The organism is Marinomonas pollencensis, assembly GCF_003387375.1.
Classification (GTDB): Bacteria; Pseudomonadota; Gammaproteobacteria; order Pseudomonadales; family Marinomonadaceae; genus Marinomonas; species Marinomonas pollencensis.
This window is the reverse complement of sequence record NZ_QUNG01000012.1, coordinates 1-23,183: the sequence shown is the minus strand read 5'-3', so window position 1 is coordinate 23,183 and position 23,183 is coordinate 1. Positions and strand designations below refer to the sequence as shown.

Sequence of the window (23,183 nt, the reverse complement as noted above, 5' to 3'; positions counted from 1 at the left end):
AATTTTTTTATAGCGTGCTGAATTGTTCTGGGGTGTAAGTTTTCATGGTAACGGCATGGATCGCCCCGCTGGAAATCGCGTCTTGAAGATGTGAATAAACCAGTTGCTGCCTTTTAACCGTAGACATTCCTTCAAACTCAGAAGAAACAACAACAATTCGAAAATTACAACCTTCACCTTCTGCCGTAACTTCGCAATCATTGATAGTAGATTCTAAAAGTGCCTTCACTTCACTCGCGTTCACAATCGCTCCAATATTAAATATTCATAGATTTCATTATTCTACCTTAGTCGCGTCAACTTCTTAACACCCATTCACTCAACTCACCGTAAAAAAAATGTCTGTTTTGTCGTTCGTACGACTTCCTTAGCACCATTCTGACAAAAAAAAATCCGAAGCGAATAAGTCAGCTTCGGATTTTTTGTCTCGCTTAGCCAATAATAGCTTAAGACTTTTTCTCTAAAGAAAGTTTCCAGGCATCGATCGCGGCATCAATTTTGTTCTTATTCTGCTGCATCATAACAGCAAATTGCTTTCTGAATGTAAGCCCAAAATTAATATTATTAATCACCACATTGCTTAATTTCCAATTGTCACTACCGTAGTCTTCCATAAAGAAGTTCAGGTTCAATGGACTGCCGTCGGCCATTTGAAAATCCACATCAACCTTTACTTCGCGGCCTTTACGTTGAGGCCCTAACGGCAAAATTTTAATTTTGTCTGGATCAAGCTCCAACAAAGAGCCGCCATAGGTTTTTAATAAGGTGTCTCTGGTGACCGTGGCAAAACGTTCCCGCTGATCTGGTGTCGCTCGACGGTAATATTTACCCATCACTTTTTTAGCAAAGTCATCAAAATCAATCACTGGCGTTAAAATTTTGTCGATGCGTTGAGCCAACAGTTCAGGGTTGTTTGCCAATTCTGCTTTATCGGCAATGATATCGGTACGAAACGAATCCACCACACCAACAACCGTATCTCGGGCTGCTTCTTCCCCCGCCCATAACGCCGAGGAAACCAAGCCCCCTAGCATCACAATAACTTTTATTAGATTCGACATACTTAACCCTTATTTATCTGAACCACTTGTTTTATTAAACAAGAATTGGCTAATCAAATTTTCCAACACTAAAGCAGATTGAGTATCGTGAATTTCATCACCGTTTTGCAGCATTCTGTCTTCTGCTCCAATGGAAATACCCAAATATTTCTCCCCCAACAGACCACTCGTCAATATAGCAATGGAGCTATCATCAGGAATATTCTTCACATCAGACTCAATATTCATGGTCACTTTCGCCATGTACAAATCTTTGTCGTAGCTAATAGAGTCGACACTGCCTACGGTAACGCCCGCAATCGTCACTTTAGCTCGCTCACTCAAACCACCTATATCATCAAATCGAGCCACGATCTGATAAGTGTCTTTTTGACTGCTAAAGCCCAATCCACTTACTTGTACCGCAAGATAAACAAAGGCGGCCAAGCCCAACACAATAAAACACCCAACCAATAATTCAGCGCGCTTACTTCTCATCCTAAAAATCTCCAAACATCGCAGCGGTTAACACAAAATCCAATGCCAAAACGGCCAATGAGCCTAATACGACCGTTCTCGTTGTCGCTTTACCTATGCCTTCCGATGTCGGAACACACTCATACCCTTGATAGACTGAAATCCACGTTATGGCGACAGCAAACACCAAGGCTTTAATCAAACCATTTAGTATGTCAGTGTCAAAATACACAGATTGCTGCATTAACGACCAAAAAGAACCGTCACTTACTCCCAGCCAGCCAACTGACACTAACACACCACCAATAATACCCGCGGCTGAAAACACCATACTAAGCAGAGGAAGACAAATGACACCCGCTATAAAACGCGGTGCAATAACACGACGTAACGGGTCGACTCCCATCATTTCATAACTGGATAATTGCTCCGTTGCCTTCATCAAACCAATTTCAGCGGTCAATGAAGAACCGGCGCGACCAGCAAACAAAAGCGCAGTCACTACTGGGCCCAATTCACGCAGCAATGATAATGCCAGCAACTGCCCTACAGAATCTTCTGAGCCGAACTTTGCCAAGATACTGTAACCCTGCAGCGACAAAACCATGCCTATAAAGGTTCCAGAAACAATAATAATAACCAGAGATAACACCCCAACCGAATAGAGTTGGCGTACTAACAAGTTAACGGCCTCACCCCAGCGCACAGGCAAACGAAACAGGCTCTGAAACAAGAAAATGCCTGCGCGACCAATGGCTTCGAGCCAATCGAAGAACCAAGCCCCAAGAGAAATCAAACCTTTCATTGCGACACCCCACCTTGTTCCAAGCCAAGATCCTCTGGATAATGAAATGGCACAGGCCCATCTGGCTCGCCATGTAGAAATTGTTTTACTTGCGCATTCTCAGAACGCCTTATTTGATCCGGGGTCCCCTCTGCTATCACACGCCCACCGGCTAAGATACAAACATGGTCTGCTATTGACAGTGACTCTTCCACATCATGGGAAACCAACACTGAGGTAATTGCGTCGGCAGCATTAAGTTTACGAATCAACTCAACCAGCACCCCTTTCGATATTGGGTCTTGACCCGTAAAAGGCTCATCAAACATCACCAACTCAGGATCAAGAGCAATGGCCCGAGCCAAAGCTACCCGTCGCGCCATCCCGCCAGACAGTTCTGAGGGTTTTAATGCGGCCGCACCACGCAAGCCAACACTATGGAGTTTCTCTAATACAATTTTTTTAATTTCATTCGCATTCAGTGTTGTGTGCTCTTCAAGTGGAAACGCCACGTTTTCAAACACTGTCATGTCACTAAATAACGCACCACTTTGAAACAGCATGCCAATTTTCTCACGAACTTTATACAAAGCCGAACGCGATAAAGTGTGTACATTTTGCCCATCCACCTGGATTTCACCGCCATCCGGGGACAACTGTGCCGCGATCAATCGCAGCAAGGTGGTTTTACCTGTTCCACTGGGGCCCATTACAGCAGTGATTTTTCCCCTAGGAATGGTCAATGAAACATCTTCATAGATCACTCTATCGCCCCTAGAGAAGCTTAGATTCTGCACTTTTATATACACATCTAGCACTGATTCACCTTCTAGTCCTTATTAAAGTATCGCCGGATAGTACCATTCGCTTTTAACAAAGAGAATCTCGGCGCAACTAGATGCGAAATTGTTTCAAAGATCAAGTCTTGAATTTAACCCGTAAACCTCATTAAATGGGGGCTCATTTAATTTACGAGTAAATTCAAGGTTATGCTGCTGTTTTCCGCTGCTCTTATTGTAGGATTAGTCCTACTCATCCTTAGTTCTGACAAATTCATTGAACACGCGGCGCTGGTTGCCGAAAAACTCAATGTTAACCCTATGATAATTGGTGTAACTTTAGTTGCCTTTGGCACCTCAGCACCTGAAATGGTGGTTTCCGGTATCGCCGCTTTCGATAATGCGCCAGAAATCGCCATTGGTAACGTTCTTGGCTCCAACATTGCCAATATCGCCTTGGTTTTTGGTGTCACCTTATTTTTCTCAGCCATCCCGGTGACAAAAGGACTGGCCACCAAAGAAGTCCCTTTGGTAATTGGTATCACCTTACTTGCTGGTTGGTTATTACACGACCGCTATTTAAGTTTCAGCGACGGCGTCATTCTTCTAGTTGCTTTTGTGATTGTGCTATACACCTTATTGCGCAGCAGCAAAAACCTAGAAGAAGAATTAAAAGACGAACTTCCTAGCGACGATGACAGCCCAATCTGGAAATCACTGATCATTGCCCTCATTGGCTTGGCTGTATTAATCGGCAGTTCAAAGCTGCTTGTCTGGGGCGCCATTGGTATTGCAAAAGGACTGGGTGTCAGCGAATTAGTGATCGGCTTAACCATAGTAGCTGTTGGCACTAGTTTGCCTGAACTGGCCGCGTCGATTAGTAGCGTGCGCAAAGGACTCCACGACATAGCCATTGGTAATATCATCGGCTCTAACATTTTTAACTTAGCAACAGTCTTGCCGCTGCCTGGACTAATCGCTCCTGGCCTCATTGACCAAAATGCAGCTGGTCGTGATTATTACTGGGTCTTGGGCTTGACCCTTGCCCTTTCATTATTAATCTTTGTTTACAGCAAATCCAAACACGTCAGTGTGCCACGCTGGGTAGGTCTTCCGCTGGTCGGCTCCTATGCCTTGTATTTGTTCCTTGTTAGCACAGGAAGCGCCGCCTAATGATGTCACTCAACGCCAAAAACATACTCATTGGCGCTTCCGTCATTGCGCTTGCTTGCGGCATATTCTTTGCTGACAACCCCTTAACGCAATCATTAGTCCCAACGGAAAAGCTCAGCAGCACTCCAGACTATTTCATCACCAATATTAACGCCAAAGAGTTTGCTGAAAATGGCATGATCCAAGAGACACTGACCGCCACACAAGCTTTGCACTACAGCCAAGAATCCCGAACTTTATTGGACAATCCAAAAGTAAAACGGCATGAAGCCGCAGGGTCTTGGCATGCCAATGGAAAAAAAGGAATAATAGAGGACGGCAGTCATGATATCCTGTTAACCGATGATGCCGTCGCGGTTAAACAAGCCATAGGATCTCCTGACATTATTCTTAACGCTGACAACATTCATTACTTAGACAGCAATCAATCATTAACAAGCAGTGGTAATGCCGTTTTGCATTCAACCCAAGGCAAGACAACCGCAACGACCATTGTTACTTACATTAATTCAGAAGAAGTCGTCATGACAGGATCCGTACGAGGACAGTATGAAACAACTCATTAACTTCAGCGCACTACTGGCCAGCTTAATCATAAGCCAACACGCTTTTGCTCTGCCTGACGACTTAACAAAGCCGCTGACGATACAGTCAAACGAAGCCTTCCTAGACCAAAAAACAGGCGAGGCAACTTATAAAGGCGATGTGTTCGTAAAGCAAGGCAGCATCGAAATCCAAGCCCAATACCTAAAAGTCACCAGCGACCCTAAAACACGCAAATTCAGCAAATTGGTCGCCACCGGTGGACCAGCCAAGTTCAGTCAACAAATCGATTGGAGTGGCAACATGATGATCAGTCGTGGCGACAGAATAGATTATCAAGTCACCACTTCTAAGCTGGAAATTTTCGGCAACGGATATCTCAACAAGATGGACGATAAAATTACGGCTGACTACATTCTTTATAATATTGATTCCGGCACTTTTAACGCCCAGAAGAAAGGCACAGGCCGAGTCTCTATGACACTACAGCCAGCAGACAACGAAAAAACAAGCAAAGAGAAGTAAATGGCCCTTTTAGAAGCAAAAAACCTGGCGAAAAGCTACAAAAAAAGACAAGTCGTTAAAGACGTTTCTCTTGCGGTAGAGTCTGGTCAAGCGGTGGGCTTACTTGGCCCCAATGGCGCCGGCAAAACCACTTGCTTTTACATGATAGTTGGCATGGTAGCGAACGACGCTGGCGGGATTTTTATCGATGGCCAAGACATCACTAAAAACGCCATGCATACACGCGCTCAAAAAGGCATAGGCTACTTACCACAAGAAGCATCTATTTTTAGAAAAATGTCCGTTGAAGACAACATTTACGCCATTTTAGAAACGCGTAAAGAGCTATCCACAGCTCAAAAAAAAGAACGTTTGGAAGGATTGCTAACAGAATTTCATGTCACTCACATTCGCAGTAATTTAGGAATGGCGCTGTCTGGCGGCGAGCGACGCCGCGTGGAAATAGCCCGTGCGCTGGCGATGAACCCCAAATTCATCTTACTAGATGAACCCTTTGCTGGGGTTGACCCAATCTCAGTAGGCGACATCAAACTAATCATCAAGCACCTGCAAGAAAGTGGCATTGGCGTGCTCATCACCGATCACAATGTGCGCGAAACATTAGACATTTGTGACAAAGCCTATATCGTAGGTAATGGCAAAATAATTGCTTCAGGTGACGCCGACACTGTGATAAACAATGAACAAGTAAAAAAGGTTTATTTAGGAGACGACTTCCGTCTATAACCTCTTATCTTTGCAGCCGAAAGGGAGTAGTATGCATAACTCGTTCCAATTATCTTTTATTAGAAGCGTTTCTTTATGAAGCAGTCTTTGCAACTCAAAATCGGTCAACAGCTGACCATGACTCCCCAGCTGCAACAAGCAATTCGATTGCTGCAGCTGTCTACGTTAGACCTGAAACAGGAAATTCATGAATTTCTAGAATCTAATCCATTACTAGAAATTGACGATGAAGACTACACCCATTCAGAGTCGACAACGAGAGATGAGGATGACCCGGCCAACAAGAAACCAGAGCCAAACGCCAGCGAAGAAGCACGCGTCGAGTCTGAATGGACAGATAGCATCCCTGAAGAACTCTCTATCGATAGCAACTGGGATGACACCTATCAGAATTCCGCTGCCGCCAGCAGTGGTTCAAGCAACAACTTCGAAGGCGAAAGCGACTACGAAAGCCGCAACGCTCCGGCTGAAAGCATTCAAGACCACCTAATTTGGCAACTAAACCTTACTCACATGTCCGATCGTGACATTGAAATAGCCTACGCCATTATTGAATGTGTTCAATCTGACGGCTACTTAAGCATCACCCCTGAAGACATTTGGGAATCACTAAGCAGCGAGCTAGAAGAGCTGGAACTTGATGAAGTCATCGCCGTGCAGCACCGCTTGCAACGTTTTGACCCCGCGGGAGCCTGCTCCACTGATTTACGTGATTGCTTACTTGTTCAACTCGAAGCATTCCGCGACCACCCTCTCTATAAAAGCACTTACAACCTAGTGGATAATCACCTCGCCTTACTCGGCACTCGTGATTTCGCACAATTAGGCCGCAAGACCAAGCTGAAAGAAAACGCCTTAAAAGAAGTGATTGACTTGATCCAACAACTCAATCCTCGACCCGGTTCTATTATTGATGCTGATGACACCGATTACGTGATTCCAGATGTATCAGTGAAAAAGCACAATGGTGTTTGGCAAGTTGAGCTAAACAACGACGCTCTGCCGCCGGTCAAAATAAATGAAACCTATTCTGCCATGGCAAGCACCGCCGCCACCTCCGAAGACGCCACCTACATAAAGAATTCATTGCAAGAAGCCAAATGGTTTATGAAGAGCCTACAAAGCCGCAATGAAACCTTGCTAAAAGTAGCTAGCTGCATCGTAAATCGACAAATAGATTTCTTTGAGCTGGGTGAAGAAGCCATGAAACCAATGGTGTTGCATGATGTCGCAGAAGAAGTGGGAATGCACGAATCCACTATCTCACGCGTCACAACACAAAAATACATGCATACCCCTAAAGGCATTTTCGAGTTAAAATACTTTTTCTCAAGCCATGTGAATACCGCATCAGGTGGGGAATGCTCCTCTACTGCCATCAGAGCCATGATTAAAAAACTGGTTGTAGAAGAACCGGCAAAAAAACCCCTAAGCGACAATAAACTAGCAACCATATTGGCCGACCAAGGCATACAAGTAGCACGGCGAACCGTGGCAAAATATCGCGAGGCAATGAACATTCCTCCTTCAAATGAACGCAAACGATTGATTTAATACGGACAACGACCTTTTATGCCATTAAAATCATTATTAAAAGCAGACCTTGTTTTTGCAAAGCAAGATGTTGTTAGTAAAAAACGCATCCTTGAAAGCGTGGCTGAAGTTGCAGCCAATCGCCTTCACTGCAACAAAGAAGCTATTTATGAAGCATTACTAGGACGCGAAAAATTGGGCAGCACAGGCATAGGCAACGGCATCGCCATTCCCCATTGCCGTCTAGAAAGCGCAAATCACACAGCTGTCGTTGTTCTTTCATTACAATCGGCCATTGATTTTGATGCAGTGGACAGAAAACCGATTGATCTCGTCTTTGCACTAATTGTGCCGCCACAAGAATGTGATGCGCACTTAGCCACACTGGCAGAAATTGCTGAATTGGCGCAGTCCGAAACCCTATTAAACGCGCTTAGAGAAGCCGACAGCAATGACGCCCTCTATGCTAAGCTAAACTCATTACTATAAAGGAAAAGAGTATGTTGGAAGAGCCCGTCACAATTATCAACAAACTTGGCCTTCATGCTCGTGCAGCAGGAAAACTGGTAGAAACCACATCGCGCTTTTCTTCTGACATTACTATCGAGAAAGATGGTCGTAATGTTGACGGAAAAAGCATTATGGCCATGATGATGCTTGCCGCCGGTAAAGGCACGGATATCAAAATTAAAACCAATGGAGAAGATGAAGAGGAAGCCTTAAAAGCGGTTATCAGCTTGATCAATGATCGCTTCGGCGAAGACGAGTAAGGATAGCCATGCCAGAACAAACCACTTTAGCTCACCTTCAAACGGTCACCGACTCACTCGAGTCCGGTGCCACCATGCAAATCCGCTATCTTTTGAATGGCGCCTTACCCGCACAAGATGTTGCCCGCTTACTTGAATCCTCCCCACCGAAAGAACGTAAACTACTGTGGGATTTAATCGACTCAAAAAATGAAGGTGACGTCCTCCAATACCTAAGCGAGGACATTGGTGTTCAGTTCATGCGAAACATGAACACAGAACGCTTAGTAGCGGTATCTGAACACTTTGAAAGCGATGACCTTGCCGACCTTTTACAACACTTACCAGAGACAGTTGTAAAAGAAGTCCTGGCTTCCATGTCGAGCCAAGACCGAATGCGTGTGGAAGCGCTGCTCAGCTATTCAGAAGATTCTGCTGGCGGCTTGATGAACACGGACACCATCACCATACGTCCGAACATCACAGTGGATATCGTGTTCCGCTATTTACGTCGCCATAGCACCTTACCCGACATGACGGACAACTTATTGGTGGTAAGCCGCTCTGATCGCTTGCTCGGCTCACTGCCCCTCACCAAATTATTAGTCGCTGACGTCAACGCCACAGTCCGCGATATTATGGAAACCGATAACACGGTAATAGAAGCCGAAACCCCTGCTAGCGAGGTCGCTCAGCTGTTTGAAAAAATGGACCTGGTTTCAGCGCCGGTTATCGATGGTAAAACTCGAAAGCTACTCGGCCGCATCACGATCGATGACGTGGTAGATGTAATACGAGATGAAGCGGAACACTCCATGCTAAGCATGGCGGGTCTGGACGATGATGAAGATACTTTTTCCCCCATTTTAAAAACCACGCGACGACGCGCCGTGTGGCTTGGCATTAATCTAGTGACCGCCTTTATTGCTTCTTATGTAATTGGCCTCTTTCAACACACCTTAGATCAGGTCGTTGCGCTCGCCATATTAATGCCCATTGTCGCCAGCATGGGAGGCATTGCAGGCTCTCAGGTACTCACCCTAGTGATACGCGGTATCGCCTTAAATCAGATAGGTGCCACCAACACAAAGTGGCTATTAAATCGTGAATTGATCGTTGGTCTGCTAAATGGCTTGCTATGGGCGACGGTTATTGCCGCTTTAACTGCAGTTTGGTTTGACAACATAAAGATTGCCTATATCATTGCAAGCGCGACAATCATAAATCTGTTTTTTGCCGCCCTCACTGGCACACTGCTCCCGATATTTCTTAAGAAACTGGGCATTGACCCAGCGCTAGCCGCCAGTGTAATTTTGACCACTGTGACCGATGTTGTTGGCTTTTTAGCCTTCCTTGGTCTCGCCACTCTCTTTTTAGTATAGGTTCCCATGACAAACTTTGATCAATTTGATGACGACGAAAACTTTAAAAGCAAAACGCAGATCAAGCGTGAAATGGAAGAACTCCAAGAGCTGGGTAAGAAACTACTAGGCCTTAGCAAAAATCAGCAGAAAAAAGTTGAGATGTCTGAGACACTAAGAGAAGCTTTGGCTGAAGCCGATCGCATTAAGCAGCGTGAAGCCATGCGCCGCCACATGCAATACATTGGTAAAGTGATGCGCACAGAAGACCATGAATCCATCGCGCGCCGCGTTGCCATGTTCGACACAACCTCAGCAGCCTACAACAAGCTTTTTCACCAACTAGAGTTAAAACGAGACACGCTTATTGGAGAGAACAGCAAAGAAGCACTTGCTCAATACCTAGAAGAACACCCTGAAGTGGAAGACATTCAGCTACTACGCCAGCTTATTCGTCTATCCCAAAAGGAAGTCTCACAGCAAGGCAACACCACAAATAGAAAAAAATTATTCCGTTTCTTGAGAGAAACTGAAGAAAAGAAATTAGGCCTGATGGATTAACCAAAAGCCAAATCTAATAATAGACATAGCCCCATGAAGCTGACGCCTCATGGGGCTTTTTTAGGACTTATAGGCGACGGTGAGAGAGACAAGGCATTTTTTCTCGACACTCAACAAGTGACGACTCATCAATCTCAAAGACAAAATAGCCTGGCTCTTCTTCGAGAGCGGACAACAGATCCCCATTGGGCGCCAGCAATTCACTATGACCATAAGTTTGTCGCGTCTCATTATGCCAACCACATTGGTTAACACCCAGCACAAAACACTGATTTTCTATCGCTCTAGCCGCTAACAAGGTTCGCCAATGGGCCTTCCCCGTCACATAAGTAAAGGCGGCCGGCACCAACAAAAGATCTGCACCAGCCTTAGATAAAGCTCGATACAACTCCGGAAAACGCACGTCATAACAAATAGTTAAACCAACCTTAAAGCCGTCCACCTCGATAATTGATGGATGAATGTCACCTGGCTCAATAACCGCTGACTCTTTATAAGTGCCCGCTTTGTCTTTGACCGTCACGTCAAACAAATGAATTTTATCGTAGCGCTTGACCAACTCGCCGCTCGGCGAAAATACCAAGCAAGATTGACGCACCCGATGCTGATCAACCAATTCACCATCTGGTCGATTGATCAAAGGATGGGACCCCACCACCAGATAAATAGCGTGTTTTATCGCCATTTCTTTTACTGTCTGTAGGATCTCTTGCTGAGCATCAGACTCCGCTAAACTGCGCATCGCCTTCCCGTCAAAGAGAAACACATTTTCAGGTAAAACAACCAAACGCGCGCCATCTTGTGCCGCCGCAGCGACCCATTGCTCAACCATGGCGATGTTTTCTTGCCAATTAGCCACACTGGTTAATTGAATTGCCGCAACACGAAGTGATTTCATCAGCGCTCCACCCTTTTCGCAGGTTTATGTTTAATTGGAGTAATAATTGGCTCATCGAAAGACCCTTGAACCTTGTATTGGGCACTGGTTACTTTCGAAATTTTGTCACCAATTAACTTGTCTGTTAGATACAAAATACCAGCCAACTGAGGCGTTCCCCACAACAAGCCCGCCAGCGGAAGCGAACGACTAATAGGCAGAGTGGCGGTCAATACTTCATCAAGCGTTTCATGGGTAATATCCGCACTTCCCTCTAACGACACCTCAGCCGTTGGCGACAGTACATGCAAAGGCTTGGTTGTCGTCAACACCCCTTTCTCTATCTTAAAGGCGCCATCAAAGCGGTCGTAAGTTAAACCCGGTTTATAGAGGTCAGAGAAATCCAATGTTAACCGGCGCTTTAATGCTTCAACATTGAAAATACCAAATATTTTCATAAAGCCAGGCAGCTCATCCACCTGTGAGAAGTTTCCGTCTTTAGCATCAAACACAATCGAGCCAGACAAAGAAGGGCGATCAAAGTAGAAAGGGTTACCGTACCAATTTAACACCACATCAATTTTATAATTCTTAGAGGTAACAAAGCCTTTTGAAGAAAACTTACCGGTCAACTCCGCTAGATCTTTACCACTAATGGCCATGGTTAATTTGACACTCGGTGCGCTTTCATCATCACGCCAAACCAAGTGACCATCAAAGCTGCCTTGCTTTAGGTCAGAAGAGAATGGGTCAACCCTAAGCAAATTCCCTTGCTGCACTATATTCAAATCCCAATCACCGTAGGGCGCCTGATTAATGTAAAGCTGATCCACTATGAGGTGCATGCTGGGTATTTGATTCGCATGGAATGGAGGATTGTCCGCCTCCGCCTCCACTGAGCGCTTTTCGGTATTCCAATTTAGATAACCAAAATGCAAGCGAGGCTTGCCCTGCTCATGATCATACTTCACATTCAACTCATCAGAACTCAGCATCAGCGTTTCAGGAGCCGTGCTTCTAGCATAATTCAACTTAACATTATGTAAGGTATTCTGCTCATTTAGAGCGACTTGGTCGACCAGCAAATCCAAGCCACGCAACCAAGTCGGCACCCTAAATTCACCGTTTGTTTGATGGGACGGCTGCCCCTCAGCCCCAACCTGCGAGGCATTTGCAACCACAGGCAACCACTGAGCCACATTTAACGAGTCCAACTGCCCTTCAACAGCAAAGCCGTTAAAGATCTGCTGCGGTAACGCCTTCTGCGAATTCAAATAAAGATCACCGCCAAACAATGTGCCCGATCGCACCAACAAGCGCGATTTAGCCAAGCTACCTAGGCGGCTTTGGACAACAACATCCTGCTGGTGAGCCATAATTTTCAACTCTAAAGAAAGTGCCTGTGCAGCAGACTTGGAAAAAGGCGCAGGAAACGCAACCTGCGCACCTTTAAGGTCACTATCAATTAATAAATCAACCTGATCTTGTTGCGACTTATTTACGCTCAACGCACCTTGATACGAAACCTCTCCAGAAAGATTGTCTACAATAACATCCGGCCATTTTTGCCAACTTGCAACCTGACGCAGATCAACACTACCAGAAAGCTGTCCCATAACACTTAGGCGGCCGTCTTGCTCAAACTCTGAGGAAAGCGTCAAATGCGACACACCCGATAACGCCTTAACATCAAAATAAGAGTCGGTGATGCCCTGCTTCGATGAGAAATGAAATTGCCCTTGCTCTACTTGCCCTGCTAAATTCACATCACCAATATAAATTGGGTTGTCTTTGAAGCTTAACGCCAAGATAACCTTCGGCGCCAAGCTCTGATCATTTAACGGCACAGAAACATCAAACTGAGCCCCTACATCTCCAGCGATCGTCCAAGATTTGAAAGGCGCAAGCACACTGTCATTCAAAGGTGTGCTACGCAATAATTTGAGCGCTTCAGCAGCGTCATGCTGTAACGCACCTGAAATGTTAAGCCAATCCGCTGCTCCCTTATCAATCGGCACATCGACCGACACACCCGACACAGCAACACCAGCTAAAGAAGCAGACTTCACCGCCACATGGACACCGGATTTATCCAATAAGAAGGTGCCATTAACAGACTTTGCGGTTGGCCAGCCCGGGCTATAGTTCAACTGCGCGTCCTTCACATCCATTTTAAGGCGCACATCTGGCGTTGCCCCATCGGCCAACTCAGACTGCACAATCAGGTTAAGATTATTCACCTCTCCCTGATCCGCAAGGGCGCCATCGATCCAGTCATGTAAGGATTTGTTGAGCGCATTCTGTGGCACATACGTAAGGCGATCAGCCACGGACACATGCTGGCCACGGATGCTTAATGACAACCAATCTGGCGCCTCTTTGCGAGACTCAAAACGAAATCCACCCTCAACATCTGCACCATTTCGATGAACTTTTAAGTCGCGCCCAGTCACCACCAAGGTATTCTGCACTTGCTGCCAATCAACTAACCCGGATGACGCACTGACGCGCCACTTGTCTTGATACAAAGTGGGGAAGGCTAAAGTGCCATGCTTTTGCTTAAATTGAATATAGCCATCACCATCGGTAAGGCTAAACACAGCATCCACATGATCCACATCCGGTATTCCTTGATAACCGGTCACCGCAGCCTGCTGCAAATTACTAATAAAGTGGTAAGAGACATCGCCATCCTTATCCCCTATCCGCAAAGACGCATTCGAGACAAGACCTTGCGGTGCCAGCCCAGCCAGCAGTCTTGCCACATACCATTCTGGCTTTAGAAAATGATTGGCCACACGATAAGCTACACCTAGATCCATTTGATTAAATGATAGGTAGGACTGGCGTGAGGCAGGCGACCATTCAAATGACAGGTTCGTAGATGGATAAATCTTACCCGCTTCATCTTCCAATGCTAATTGGTGCGCCTCAACAAACACCCCACCACTTTTCTGGCTGTAGCGCACCCGCACAGCGGGTGCGGCGGCATAAGTCTCACCATTCTTGAAAGCGAGCATGAAACGAGAGGGCTTCGCCTGCAAAGCAAACCCCTCTCCCACACGATAATTAAGCCAAAGCTTACCAGCAAAATCCACTTTGGCCATCTGCGCAGCCCAGGGTGCTGTTTGTTTATCGAGTGGAACCGAGATAATGGGCACATTCAGACTGGCATCCAACTGATACGCACCGAACACACCAAGCGACTGATAAATCTTGGCATTAACATCAAAAGGCGTGGTATTACCATCGAGATAAATGGCTGATTTGATCCAAGATGAGCCGCCATGCTGGAAAACATACGCTGAGGGCACTACCACCGAGTGGTCGCCAAATTGCTCGCTCACTAGATCAATATTGGCCTGCAAAATAGAAAAGCGTTGCTGCGCGGTGAGATAGCCTAATATTCGCTCAAAACCAAGACTGCCTTTGCTATCAGATGAGACCGTGCTCCCCTTTAACGACCATTGGCCTGCGGTTTCTTGAAGAGATAATGAAGGCTTTACAAAACGCACATAAGTAAATTGAGGGGACAGGGAAAGCAAGGACTTAATAACATCAATACGCACGCGTATTTCCGCCACACTGGCCGCAGGCTTACCATTAACCGAGACGAGCAAACCATTGGCCGAGACCGTAGGGTCGATTCCTTCCAGGTGCCCACCCACGCTCTCTAAGGTCACCTGATAACCAGTCAAATGACTTAAATTACTTTCAATTTGCTCACGGTAATCATTAAGACAAGGCAACAACAGCTTAACCGCAACAATCAGTATGGCGAAGAATGCGACCACACCAACTAACAACCAATAACCACCGCAGATACATCCTTGCAGTTGCTTTTTCATCCCGAGCACCTACAAATTATTATCGAAGAACAACGTCATATTGATCTTGAGTGTAAACTGGGTCAACCTGGAAACGAATGGTCTTACCGATAAAGTCCTCCAGTTCAGCAACCGCCACACTCTCTTCATCTAAAAATCGATCTACAACCGAGCTTGCCGCCAATACCGTATAGGTTTGTGAACCATACGCCCGATCGGCTCTTAAAATCTCTCGGAACACTTCATAACATACGGTTTCTGGAGTTTTCACTAAACCACTACCACGACATGAACGACAAGGCTCACATAAGGTTTGGCCTAAGCTCTCGCGCGTTCGCTTACGCGTCATTTCTACCAAGCCCAGCTCAGACACACCGGTAATTTTCGTTTTGGCATGATCAGACTCTAGCGTTTTCTCAAGCATTCTCAACACCTGACGCTTATGTTCTTCATCTTCCATATCGATAAAATCAATGATGATGATGCCACCCAAATTACGCAAGCGTAACTGTCGACCAATGGAGGTTGCCGCCTCTAAATTGGTTTTATAAATGGTCTCTTCTAAATTACGGCTACCAACAAACGCGCCCGTATTCACATCAATGGTAGTCATTGACTCGGTTTGCTCAACAATCAGATAGCCTCCTGATTTGAGCTGAACCTTTCGATCTAATGCCTTTTGGATTTCATCTTCGACGCTATAAAGATCAAAAATTGGACGTTCACCCGGATAATATTCAATACGCTCCGTTAACTCAGGCATAAAATCTTCGGCAAAAGCCCGCAACTTGGTATAGTTTTCACGCGAATCGATGCGAATCTTTTCTGTCGTTAAACTCACCAAATCCCGCATAGTACGTAGATGCAGAGGTAAATCTTCATAAATAACAGAAGGCGCCTTCGCCACTTTCATGCGACGTTTAACCGATTGCCAAAGGCGTGTTAGGAACTTGATATCCGCGAGAATTTCGTCTTCCCCCGCTCGCTCTGCAGCCGTCCTTAGGATATAGCCATTGGTCTCATCCGCGTCTTTTAACGCTTCTGAAATAAGCGATTTTAATCGTTCTCGCTCTTCTTCGTCTTCAATCCGTTGACTGACCCCAACGTGAGATTGATCTGGCATGTAAACAAGGTAACGCGAAGGAATCGACAAATGGGTGGTTAACCGCGCCCCTTTAGTACTAATAGGGTCTTTAGTCACTTGCACAACCAGCGACTGACCTTCTCGCAAATAATCTCCGATCTGGTCGCTTGGGTTGACCGCATCGCGATCAGCCACTTCAGAAACATGAATAAAGGCGGCCCGCTCCAGACCTATATCAACAAACGCAGCTTGCATGCCAGGCAGCACTCGAACCACTTTTCCTTGATAAATATTGCCGACAATCCCTTTACGGCTAGATCGCTCAATATACACTTCTTGCAGCATACCGTTTTCAACCAAGGAAACTCGAATCTCCATTGGCGTCACATTAATTAATACATCTTCACTCATGGGACATCTCCTCTAGTGAATGAATGCCAAATAAAGCAAGCAACTGAGAAGTTTCATATAGCGGCAAGCCAACTACGGCTGAATAAGAGCCAGATACAGAACGAACAAAAACAGCACCCAAGCCTTGAATAGCGTAAGAACCCGCTTTGTCTTGGGGCTCTCCACTGCGCCAATATTGGGCTATTTCAACATCAGAAATAGCTCGAAAAGAAACATCACTCACTACATTAGTTAATTGTAAATGCTCTCTCATAGGGTCATAAAGACACACCGACGTCATCACTTGATGATCTCGATCAGATAGCATTCTTAGCATGGCTTTAGACTCTTCAAAGTCATTCGGCTTGCCTAAAATCTTGCCCTCAACCACCACACTAGTGTCGGAAGCTAGAACAACAAAAGGCGTATCCGCTAATTGGCCTTGTTGCAGCTTGTTGGTTGCCGCAAGCGCCTTTTCATGGGCCATACGCAGAACATAATCGGACGCACTCTCATCCTGATAAGGCGTCTCATCAATGTCCGCTGGACAAACCTCAAAATGGCGAACCAGCTGCCCCAAAAGTTCTTTTCTTCTTGGCGATGCAGAAGCCAAAACAAGCATAAACACGTCCTAATCTTACGTTTAACGAATGGCGTAAATACGACGCACACTGCGCAATATAATAAATGACCAAGGCCACAATAAGCCTGTCACTATAGCTGGCATAAAGATCATCAGGGTCGGCTCGGCATTGCCTAGGTAATGATCAACCCAAAAGCCAATCAACTGATTAATACTAACCAACAAGCAAACAAAAATGCCCTGTTGCCAGCGATGGTACATTCTTAGGCGCTTATAAAAAATTGCACAGGAGAAAGCAATCAGAACATAAGTAAGCGAATGTTGTCCTATAATGCCACCCTGCAGCAGATCGACCATTAAGCCAAGAAACCAAGCCACCCCTACACCAACGCGAAATGGCAAGGCAATAACCCAGTACAAGATAACCAACAAAGCCCACTCAGGGCGATACCAAACCAAGGACTCTGGAAGCGGCATCGCCTCTAGCATTAACGCAGCCAATAAGGTTACAACAAAAACAAAAAACGATTTCATTGACGCTCCGACTTAGGCTTTTCAATTAACATCACATGACGACTGCGACCCAGCTGCGCCAACGGCACCACATCCACATCGGCATATGGTTTACCAGGCACATGCTTCACCGCGCGTACTACCCCGACAGGATAGCCACTTGGAAAGCGTTTACCCAAGCCCGACGTTGTTAAAATATCACCTTTTTTGACGTCCGCTGAATGCGGCACACTCATCAACTTCATATGCTTTAAATCCCCAACACCACGCAACACACTTCTAAACCCTGTGCGTGACAGCTGGACTGGCAAAAAGTGACTGGCATCTGCGATCAATAACACGCGACTTGTATAGGCGGATGTTTCGACCACTTGTCCGAGCACGCCTGTGGCATCTAATACCGCTTGCCCAATATAAGCCCCTGAAGAAAAGCCTTTATCAATCAAAATTTTATGGCTATATGCATTTTGGTCAAAGCCAATTACTTCTGCCATTACTATCTTTTCGTCAACCCGTTGAGAAGCATCTAGCAACTCCCTCAAGCGTACGTTTTCTGCTTGTAGAGATTCCAACTTTTGCAATCGGCTATGAAGAATCAATATTTCTTGGTTGAGCGCCTGGTTTTCTTTCACCAAGCCTTCACGACTCGCTAAGTGGTCACTACTCCAATAGAGTATCTTTTGAGGGGTATTTACAACTACTTGAATAGGAGCAACAAGCCAAGTGAGGTAAGGTCGAATGGGGGCAAATAAGGAATAGCGAACATCCGCTATAATCATGGCGATAGATAAGATAACCAGCACAACAAAACGTGTGCCGGATATCTTGCCATTAAAATAAAGCAAATTATTAATGGTGTGGCTCCTAGCTATTACTCATTTTCAGCAGTAAAAAGCTCTGTCGCATGCTTATCCATCATTTCTAGTGCCATACCACCACCTCTTGCTACACAAGTTAGTGGATCATCTGCGATGATGACAGGCAGGCCAGTTTCTTCGCTAATCAAGCGGTCAATTTCGCGCAACAAAGCGCCACCACCAGTTAACACCAAACCTGTTTCACCAATATCAGCGGCCAATTCAGGTGGAGATTGTTCCAACACACCTTTGATGGCTTGAACAATTTGCGCAAGAGGCTCTTGCAGTGCATCTAAGATTTCAGTACTGCTTAATGTGAAAGAACGCGGGATGCCTTCAGCCAGGTTTCGACCACGCACATCAATTTGCAGCTCTTCTCCTGTATGGTAAGCCATACCGATCTCTGTTTTGATTCGCTCAGCTGTCGCATCACCAATCAAGCTGCCGTATTGACGACGAACATAGGTCGTAATCGCTTCATCGAAACGGTCACCACCTACTCGAATAGATTCTGAGGTAACAATACCATTCAACGAGATAATCGCGATTTCAGTGGTACCACCACCGATATCAATTACCATAGACCCCGACGCTTCTGCGACTGGCAAACCTGCGCCAATTGCCGCTGCCATAGGCTCTTCAATAATATAAACCTCACGAGCCCCTGCACCTAGCGCAGATTCTTTAATAGCACGACGCTCTACTTGCGTTGACTTGCAAGGCACACATACTAGGACCCTAGGGCTTGGCTTAAGCATGCTATTTTCGTGAACTTTAGAAATAAAATACTGAAGCATTTTTTCGGTGACGTGAAAGTCAGCGATAACACCGTCTTTCATTGGGCGTATAGCGGTAATGTTGCCAGGCGTACGCCCCAACATCCGCTTTGCATCCATGCCGACAGAGGCGACTGTTTTTTGATTGCCGTTATGACGAATAGCCACAACAGATGGCTCATCAAGTACGATGCCGCGATCGCGAACGTAGATAAGGGTATTTGCTGTCCCTAAGTCAATTGACAAGTCGCTAGAGAACATTCCCCTAATTTTTTTAAACATGTAATCCCACACCCTAATGAATACGATACGAACAGCGTCAAAATGTAACAATCGCTTGCACATTCGGCAAGCCGAATCCGTGCAAATATGCAAAAACTCTTTAGGTATTTCATTGTTTATACGAAAAATTTTGATTTCAGCAAAAACGAGGCGCTTTTTCCCACTCGCCGCTTTATAGCAAACCAACTAAGGGATACAATAGAAACCATTTTTGACAACCAAGTATCAGGTGGAACATGTCCATAGACAAACAAGACGTGCAAAAAATAGCGCACTTGGCTCGCCTCGCCCTTACCGAGGAAGATGCCGTTCAATACCAACATTCTCTATCCAGCGTACTGTCACTGGTAGAACAAATGCAATCGGTTGACACCGACGGTATCACCCCTCTTTCAAACCCACTTGAAATGACCCAACGCTTGCGTGAAGACGAAGTAACCGAAACCAATCAGCGTGACGCTTTCCTAGCTAACGCGCCGCAAACAGAAGCCGGTCTTTTCCTAGTCCCACAAGTGATTGAATAACGAGAGCCAACCATGTTTGAACAAAGCATTGCCACCCTTGCGCAACAACTGCGCAACAAAGAGATTTCCAGTGTCGAATTGACGCGCCTATTTTTACAACGCATCCAGGCCCTCGACCCTCAACTAAACAGCTTTATCACAGTGAGCGACGAACTTGCACTACAGCAAGCAAAAGCCGCAGACCTTGCCATTGCAAACGGCGACAGCAGCAGCTTAACCGGCATTCCAATCGCCCATAAAGACCTTTTCTGTACGCAAGGCACCCTCACCACTTGCGGCTCAAAAATGCTAAACAATTTCGTTCCGCCTTACGAATCAACGGTAACTCAGCGCCTTCAACAAGCCGGCGCCGTAATGCTAGGAAAAACCAACATGGACGAATTTGCCATGGGTTCTTCTAACGAAAACAGCCATTTTGGCGCAGTAAAAAACCCTTGGGATGTAAACAAGGTCCCTGGTGGCTCTTCTGGTGGTTCTGCAGCCGCTGTTGCAGCAGGCCTGACCGTTGCTGCCACAGGCACAGACACCGGCGGCTCGATTCGCCAGCCTGCTTCCTTTTGTGGCATCACAGGGCTAAAGCCAACCTATGGCCGCATCTCTCGTTTTGGCATGATCGCTTACGCATCCAGCCTTGACCAAGGCGGCCCAATGGCCAAGAGCGCAGAAGACTGTGCCCACCTAATGCAAGCCATGGCTGGCTTTGATGACAAAGATTCCACTTCTTCAGAAACCCCTAAAGAAGATTATCTAGCCAACTTAAACGCACCGCTAGCTGGCCTTAAAATCGGCTTGCCAAAAGAGTATTTTGGCGAAGGCTTAGACGCAAAAGTTGCCGACACCATCATGGCCGCAGTCAAAGAATTTGAAAAGCTTGGTGCGACCGTGAAAGAAGTGTCTCTACCAAACCTTCAGTTGAGTATCCCTGCTTATTACGTCATTGCGCCATCAGAAGCATCATCAAACCTGTCTCGTTTTGACGGAGTTCGTTTTGGCCATCGCTGCGATGACCCAAAAGACCTGCTCGACATGTACACTCGCTCACGCGCCGAAGGCTTTGGCACCGAAGTGCAAAAACGCATAATGGTCGGCACCTACGCACTGTCTGAAGGCTACTACGACGCCTACTACCTGAAAGCACAAAAAATACGCCGACTAATCAAAGAAGACTTTGTCAACGCGTTAAACGAAGTCGACGTAATTATGGGCCCTGTCGCGCCAACCACAGCCTTTGAGCTTGGCAGCAAAACCAACGACCCAGTGGCCATGTACCTAGAAGACATATACACCTTATCCGTCAACCTTGCGGGCATTCCTGCCATGTCTGTTCCAGCAGGCTTTGTTGACAACATGCCAGTTGGCCTACAAATCATGGGCAACTATTTTGCTGAAGCCAAGCTGCTAAACATCGCACACCAGTATCAACAAAATACTGATTGGCACCTACAAACACCCACTATGGCAAAAGGAGCATAAGCATGAACTGGGAAGTTGTTATTGGCCTTGAGATTCATACTCAGCTCTCTACCAAATCAAAACTGTTTTCAGGCGCAGCCGTTGGCTTTGGCGCTGAACCAAACACACAAACCACACTGGTTGATTTAGGCATGCCAGGTGCTTTACCGGTATTTAACAAAGAAGCGCTGCGCATGGCTGTTATGTTTGGTCACGCCGTGAACGCCGAAATTGGCATGACGTCTGTTTTTGCCCGCAAAAACTACTTCTACCCTGACCTACCTAAAGGCTACCAAACCAGCCAGATGGATCATCCAATCGTTGGCAAAGGGTATTTGGACGTTACGCTTGATGATGGCACCACAACCCGCGTTGGCATCACTCGCGCCCACCTTGAAGAAGACGCAGGCAAATCTTTGCACGAAGACTTCCAAGGCATGACAGGCATTGACCTTAACCGCTCCAGCACACCTCTACTGGAAATCGTTTCAGAACCAGACATTCGCTCTGCAAAAGAAGCGGTCGCTTATGTAAAAATGATCCACTCGATCGTCACCTATCTGGGCATTTGCGATGGCAACATGGCAGAAGGCTCAATGCGCTGCGACATAAACCTGTCATTGCGCCCAAAAGGCCAACAGGAATACGGCACTCGCACCGAAATCAAAAACGTCAACTCGTTCCGCTTTATCGAAAAAGCTATTTACACTGAGATCGAACGCCAAGCTGACATTCTTGAGGACGGCGGCCGCATCATACAAGAAACTCGCTTATACGATCCTGAGAAGAACGAAACTCGTAGCATGCGCTCCAAAGAGGACGCCAACGACTACCGCTACTTCCCATGCCCAGACTTGCTCCCCGTAGTCTTAACTCAAGAATACGTTGACCAGATCAAAGCCAACTTGCCAGAACTGCCTAACCAAAAGGCAGCGCGTTTTCAAAGCGAATACAAGCTAAGCGAGTATGACGCTCAAGTACTGTCTGCTTCACGCTCGATGGCAGAGTATTTTGAAGTCGCCAACAAGGTCAACCAAGACCCTAAACTCACAGCCAACTGGGTAATGGGAGAGCTCAGCAAATTGCTCAATCAATCCCAACTAGAAATCACCCAATCTCCTGTCACAGCCAACGCCTTTGGTGAGCTTCTAGCACGCATCAAAGACAACACTATTAACGGCAAGACAGCAAAAGATGTCCTACAAGCCATGTGGCAAGGTGAAGGCTCAGCAGATGAAATCATCGATGCTAAAGGGCTTAAGCAGGTTACAGATACGGCCGCCATTGAGAGCATGATCCAATCAATTCTAGACGCCAACTCAGCACAAGTTGAACAGTATCGCGCCGCCGAGCCTGACAAGCAGAAAAAAATGATTGGCTTCTTTGTTGGTCAAGTAATGAAAGCCTCCCAAGGAAAAGCAAATCCAAGCATAGTTAACCCTATCTTGGCTAAGATGCTAAAAGGCTAATAAAGATCAGCGCCCCTTCCTATAGGGGCCTATTAGCCACACAAGTGTGACACGCCTGAGCCGTCACAAGCATAATCGAGTAGGGTGAGGCGTTACCGCCTCATCCCTCTCACAGAACCGTACGTACGGACCTCGTATACGGCTCATGTAAACGTCCATTCAGCATGTACGCTGAACACATACCCCGTTTTCACTTCTTCAAGATTTACTAAACCTTGTTCATCGAACCATTTGTTTGGCATCGCGTGACTGGCTAACGGACTCGCCGCATTCCTCCAACTCGTCATGGATATATACT

Annotated in this window: 24 protein-coding genes; 12 read left to right on the top strand and 12 right to left on the bottom strand. The window is 46.2% G+C overall.

Annotated elements, in window-relative coordinates; all coding sequences use genetic code 11:
* Nucleotides 1-7: 7 nt before the first annotated feature.
* From DFP81_RS14610 to DFP81_RS14590, 5 genes are all read right to left on the bottom strand, one after another.
* Nucleotides 8-244 (bottom strand): BolA family protein, encoded by a 237-nt coding sequence (locus DFP81_RS14610; RefSeq protein ID WP_115898646.1) that lies wholly within the window; start codon nucleotides 242-244, stop codon nucleotides 8-10.
* A 202-nt stretch (nucleotides 245-446) separates the two neighbouring features.
* Nucleotides 447-1,061 carry an MlaC/ttg2D family ABC transporter substrate-binding protein gene (locus DFP81_RS14605; protein WP_115898645.1) on the bottom strand — a complete coding sequence of 205 codons (615 nt, stop codon included), beginning with the start codon at nucleotides 1,059-1,061 and terminating at the stop codon, nucleotides 447-449.
* 9 nt (nucleotides 1,062-1,070) lie between these two features.
* A complete protein-coding gene (gene mlaD / locus DFP81_RS14600) occupies nucleotides 1,071-1,538 on the bottom strand; it encodes an outer membrane lipid asymmetry maintenance protein MlaD (RefSeq protein ID WP_115898644.1) in 468 nt (155 codons plus the stop codon).
* 1 nt (nucleotide 1,539) lies between these two features.
* Nucleotides 1,540-2,322 (bottom strand): lipid asymmetry maintenance ABC transporter permease subunit MlaE, encoded by a 783-nt coding sequence (gene mlaE / locus DFP81_RS14595; RefSeq protein ID WP_115898643.1) that lies wholly within the window; start codon nucleotides 2,320-2,322, stop codon nucleotides 1,540-1,542.
* A complete protein-coding gene (locus DFP81_RS14590) occupies nucleotides 2,319-3,065 on the bottom strand; it encodes an ABC transporter ATP-binding protein (protein WP_425453669.1) in 747 nt (248 codons plus the stop codon). Before DFP81_RS14590 ends, mlaE begins: the two co-directional genes overlap by 4 nt.
* A 225-nt stretch (nucleotides 3,066-3,290) precedes the next feature.
* Between DFP81_RS14590 and DFP81_RS14585 the strand changes: the two genes are divergently transcribed.
* The 9 genes from DFP81_RS14585 to yjgA all read left to right on the top strand — a co-directional run bounded on the left by DFP81_RS14585 (nucleotide 3,291) and on the right by yjgA (nucleotide 10,251).
* Nucleotides 3,291-4,253, top strand: a complete 963-nt coding sequence (locus DFP81_RS14585) for a calcium/sodium antiporter (RefSeq protein WP_115898641.1) — start codon at nucleotides 3,291-3,293, stop codon at nucleotides 4,251-4,253.
* A complete protein-coding gene (gene lptC, locus DFP81_RS14580) occupies nucleotides 4,253-4,819 on the top strand; it encodes an LPS export ABC transporter periplasmic protein LptC (RefSeq protein ID WP_115898640.1) in 567 nt (188 codons plus the stop codon). The genes DFP81_RS14585 and lptC overlap by 1 nt, the downstream gene beginning before the upstream one ends.
* Nucleotides 4,803-5,321 (top strand): lipopolysaccharide transport periplasmic protein LptA, encoded by a 519-nt coding sequence (gene lptA, locus DFP81_RS14575; RefSeq protein WP_115898639.1) that lies wholly within the window; start codon nucleotides 4,803-4,805, stop codon nucleotides 5,319-5,321. Before lptC ends, lptA begins: the two co-directional genes overlap by 17 nt.
* Complete coding sequence (lptB, locus tag DFP81_RS14570; protein WP_115898638.1) at nucleotides 5,322-6,047, top strand: LPS export ABC transporter ATP-binding protein; 726 nt, start codon at nucleotides 5,322-5,324, stop codon at nucleotides 6,045-6,047.
* Between the two features lie 75 nt (nucleotides 6,048-6,122).
* Nucleotides 6,123-7,601, top strand: coding sequence for an RNA polymerase factor sigma-54 (locus DFP81_RS14565; RefSeq protein WP_115898637.1), 1,479 nt, complete (start codon nucleotides 6,123-6,125; stop codon nucleotides 7,599-7,601).
* A gap of 18 nt (nucleotides 7,602-7,619) precedes the next feature.
* Nucleotides 7,620-8,069, top strand: coding sequence for a PTS sugar transporter subunit IIA (locus DFP81_RS14560; RefSeq protein ID WP_115898636.1), 450 nt, complete (start codon nucleotides 7,620-7,622; stop codon nucleotides 8,067-8,069).
* An 11-nt stretch (nucleotides 8,070-8,080) separates the two neighbouring features.
* Nucleotides 8,081-8,350, top strand: a complete 270-nt coding sequence (locus tag DFP81_RS14555; protein WP_115898635.1) for an HPr family phosphocarrier protein — start codon at nucleotides 8,081-8,083, stop codon at nucleotides 8,348-8,350.
* Nucleotides 8,351-8,358: 8 nt separating this feature from the next.
* Nucleotides 8,359-9,711, top strand: a complete 1,353-nt coding sequence (mgtE, locus tag DFP81_RS14550) for a magnesium transporter (RefSeq protein ID WP_115898634.1) — start codon at nucleotides 8,359-8,361, stop codon at nucleotides 9,709-9,711.
* Between the two features lie 6 nt (nucleotides 9,712-9,717).
* Entirely contained in the window at nucleotides 9,718-10,251 is a 534-nt protein-coding gene (gene yjgA / locus DFP81_RS14545) for a ribosome biogenesis factor YjgA (protein WP_115898633.1), read from the top strand.
* A gap of 67 nt (nucleotides 10,252-10,318) precedes the next feature.
* Here yjgA and DFP81_RS14540 read toward each other — a convergent pair whose 3' ends face one another.
* The 7 genes from DFP81_RS14540 to DFP81_RS14510 all read right to left on the bottom strand — a co-directional run bounded on the left by DFP81_RS14540 (nucleotide 10,319) and on the right by DFP81_RS14510 (nucleotide 19,440).
* Nucleotides 10,319-11,149 carry a carbon-nitrogen hydrolase family protein gene (locus DFP81_RS14540; RefSeq protein WP_115898632.1) on the bottom strand — a complete coding sequence of 277 codons (831 nt, stop codon included), beginning with the start codon at nucleotides 11,147-11,149 and terminating at the stop codon, nucleotides 10,319-10,321.
* Nucleotides 11,149-14,976 (bottom strand): YhdP family protein, encoded by a 3,828-nt coding sequence (locus DFP81_RS14535; protein WP_115898631.1) that lies wholly within the window; start codon nucleotides 14,974-14,976, stop codon nucleotides 11,149-11,151. Before DFP81_RS14535 ends, DFP81_RS14540 begins: the two co-directional genes overlap by 1 nt.
* A 19-nt stretch (nucleotides 14,977-14,995) precedes the next feature.
* Nucleotides 14,996-16,450: a ribonuclease G gene (rng, locus tag DFP81_RS14530; RefSeq protein ID WP_115898630.1), complete on the bottom strand. Its 1,455-nt coding sequence runs from the start codon at nucleotides 16,448-16,450 to the stop codon at nucleotides 14,996-14,998.
* Nucleotides 16,443-17,051, bottom strand: coding sequence for a Maf family protein (locus tag DFP81_RS14525; protein WP_115898629.1), 609 nt, complete (start codon nucleotides 17,049-17,051; stop codon nucleotides 16,443-16,445). The genes rng and DFP81_RS14525 overlap by 8 nt, the downstream gene beginning before the upstream one ends.
* 21 nt (nucleotides 17,052-17,072) lie before the next feature.
* Nucleotides 17,073-17,546, bottom strand: a complete 474-nt coding sequence (gene mreD / locus DFP81_RS14520; protein ID WP_115898628.1) for a rod shape-determining protein MreD — start codon at nucleotides 17,544-17,546, stop codon at nucleotides 17,073-17,075.
* A complete protein-coding gene (gene mreC / locus DFP81_RS14515; protein ID WP_245959181.1) occupies nucleotides 17,543-18,328 on the bottom strand; it encodes a rod shape-determining protein MreC in 786 nt (261 codons plus the stop codon). Before mreC ends, mreD begins: the two co-directional genes overlap by 4 nt.
* 68 nt (nucleotides 18,329-18,396) lie before the next feature.
* Entirely contained in the window at nucleotides 18,397-19,440 is a 1,044-nt protein-coding gene (locus DFP81_RS14510) for a rod shape-determining protein (protein WP_115898711.1), read from the bottom strand.
* A 236-nt stretch (nucleotides 19,441-19,676) separates the two neighbouring features.
* On the opposite strand from DFP81_RS14510, the gene gatC reads away from it, so the two are divergent.
* Genes gatC through gatB form a run of 3 tightly spaced genes read left to right on the top strand, consistent with a single transcriptional unit; the run spans nucleotide 19,677 to nucleotide 22,885 of the window.
* The gene (gatC, locus tag DFP81_RS14505; protein ID WP_115898627.1) at nucleotides 19,677-19,964 is read left to right on the top strand and encodes an Asp-tRNA(Asn)/Glu-tRNA(Gln) amidotransferase subunit GatC; all 288 of its coding nucleotides are present in this window, start codon (nucleotides 19,677-19,679) and stop codon (nucleotides 19,962-19,964) included.
* Between the two features lie 12 nt (nucleotides 19,965-19,976).
* Nucleotides 19,977-21,437 (top strand): Asp-tRNA(Asn)/Glu-tRNA(Gln) amidotransferase subunit GatA, encoded by a 1,461-nt coding sequence (gatA, locus tag DFP81_RS14500; RefSeq protein ID WP_115898626.1) that lies wholly within the window; start codon nucleotides 19,977-19,979, stop codon nucleotides 21,435-21,437.
* A 2-nt stretch (nucleotides 21,438-21,439) separates the two neighbouring features.
* On the top strand, nucleotides 21,440-22,885 hold the full coding sequence (gene gatB, locus DFP81_RS14495) for an Asp-tRNA(Asn)/Glu-tRNA(Gln) amidotransferase subunit GatB (protein WP_115898625.1): 1,446 nt from the start codon (nucleotides 21,440-21,442) through the stop codon (nucleotides 22,883-22,885).
* Nucleotides 22,886-23,183 lie beyond the last annotated feature (298 nt).

Coding starts and splice junctions, on each gene's coding strand:
- lptA (WP_115898639.1), top strand. CDS start 4,803: ATGAAACAACTCATTAACTTCAGCGCACTACTGGCCAGCTTAATCATA.
- gatB (WP_115898625.1), top strand. CDS start 21,440: ATGAACTGGGAAGTTGTTATTGGCCTTGAGATTCATACTCAGCTCTCT.
- DFP81_RS14560 (WP_115898636.1), top strand. CDS start 7,620: ATGCCATTAAAATCATTATTAAAAGCAGACCTTGTTTTTGCAAAGCAA.
- DFP81_RS14535 (WP_115898631.1), bottom strand. CDS start 14,976: ATGAAAAAGCAACTGCAAGGATGTATCTGCGGTGGTTATTGGTTGTTA.
- DFP81_RS14585 (WP_115898641.1), top strand. CDS start 3,291: ATGCTGCTGTTTTCCGCTGCTCTTATTGTAGGATTAGTCCTACTCATC.
- lptC (WP_115898640.1), top strand. CDS start 4,253: ATGATGTCACTCAACGCCAAAAACATACTCATTGGCGCTTCCGTCATT.
- gatA (WP_115898626.1), top strand. CDS start 19,977: ATGTTTGAACAAAGCATTGCCACCCTTGCGCAACAACTGCGCAACAAA.
- rng (WP_115898630.1), bottom strand. CDS start 16,450: ATGAGTGAAGATGTATTAATTAATGTGACGCCAATGGAGATTCGAGTT.
- DFP81_RS14605 (WP_115898645.1), bottom strand. CDS start 1,061: ATGTCGAATCTAATAAAAGTTATTGTGATGCTAGGGGGCTTGGTTTCC.
- mlaE (WP_115898643.1), bottom strand. CDS start 2,322: ATGAAAGGTTTGATTTCTCTTGGGGCTTGGTTCTTCGATTGGCTCGAA.
- DFP81_RS14540 (WP_115898632.1), bottom strand. CDS start 11,149: ATGAAATCACTTCGTGTTGCGGCAATTCAATTAACCAGTGTGGCTAAT.
- lptB (WP_115898638.1), top strand. CDS start 5,322: ATGGCCCTTTTAGAAGCAAAAAACCTGGCGAAAAGCTACAAAAAAAGA.
- DFP81_RS14510 (WP_115898711.1), bottom strand. CDS start 19,440: ATGTTTAAAAAAATTAGGGGAATGTTCTCTAGCGACTTGTCAATTGAC.
- mreD (WP_115898628.1), bottom strand. CDS start 17,546: ATGAAATCGTTTTTTGTTTTTGTTGTAACCTTATTGGCTGCGTTAATG.
- DFP81_RS14525 (WP_115898629.1), bottom strand. CDS start 17,051: ATGCTTGTTTTGGCTTCTGCATCGCCAAGAAGAAAAGAACTTTTGGGG.
- gatC (WP_115898627.1), top strand. CDS start 19,677: ATGTCCATAGACAAACAAGACGTGCAAAAAATAGCGCACTTGGCTCGC.
- mlaD (WP_115898644.1), bottom strand. CDS start 1,538: ATGAGAAGTAAGCGCGCTGAATTATTGGTTGGGTGTTTTATTGTGTTG.
- DFP81_RS14565 (WP_115898637.1), top strand. CDS start 6,123: ATGAAGCAGTCTTTGCAACTCAAAATCGGTCAACAGCTGACCATGACT.
- mgtE (WP_115898634.1), top strand. CDS start 8,359: ATGCCAGAACAAACCACTTTAGCTCACCTTCAAACGGTCACCGACTCA.
- yjgA (WP_115898633.1), top strand. CDS start 9,718: ATGACAAACTTTGATCAATTTGATGACGACGAAAACTTTAAAAGCAAA.
- DFP81_RS14555 (WP_115898635.1), top strand. CDS start 8,081: ATGTTGGAAGAGCCCGTCACAATTATCAACAAACTTGGCCTTCATGCT.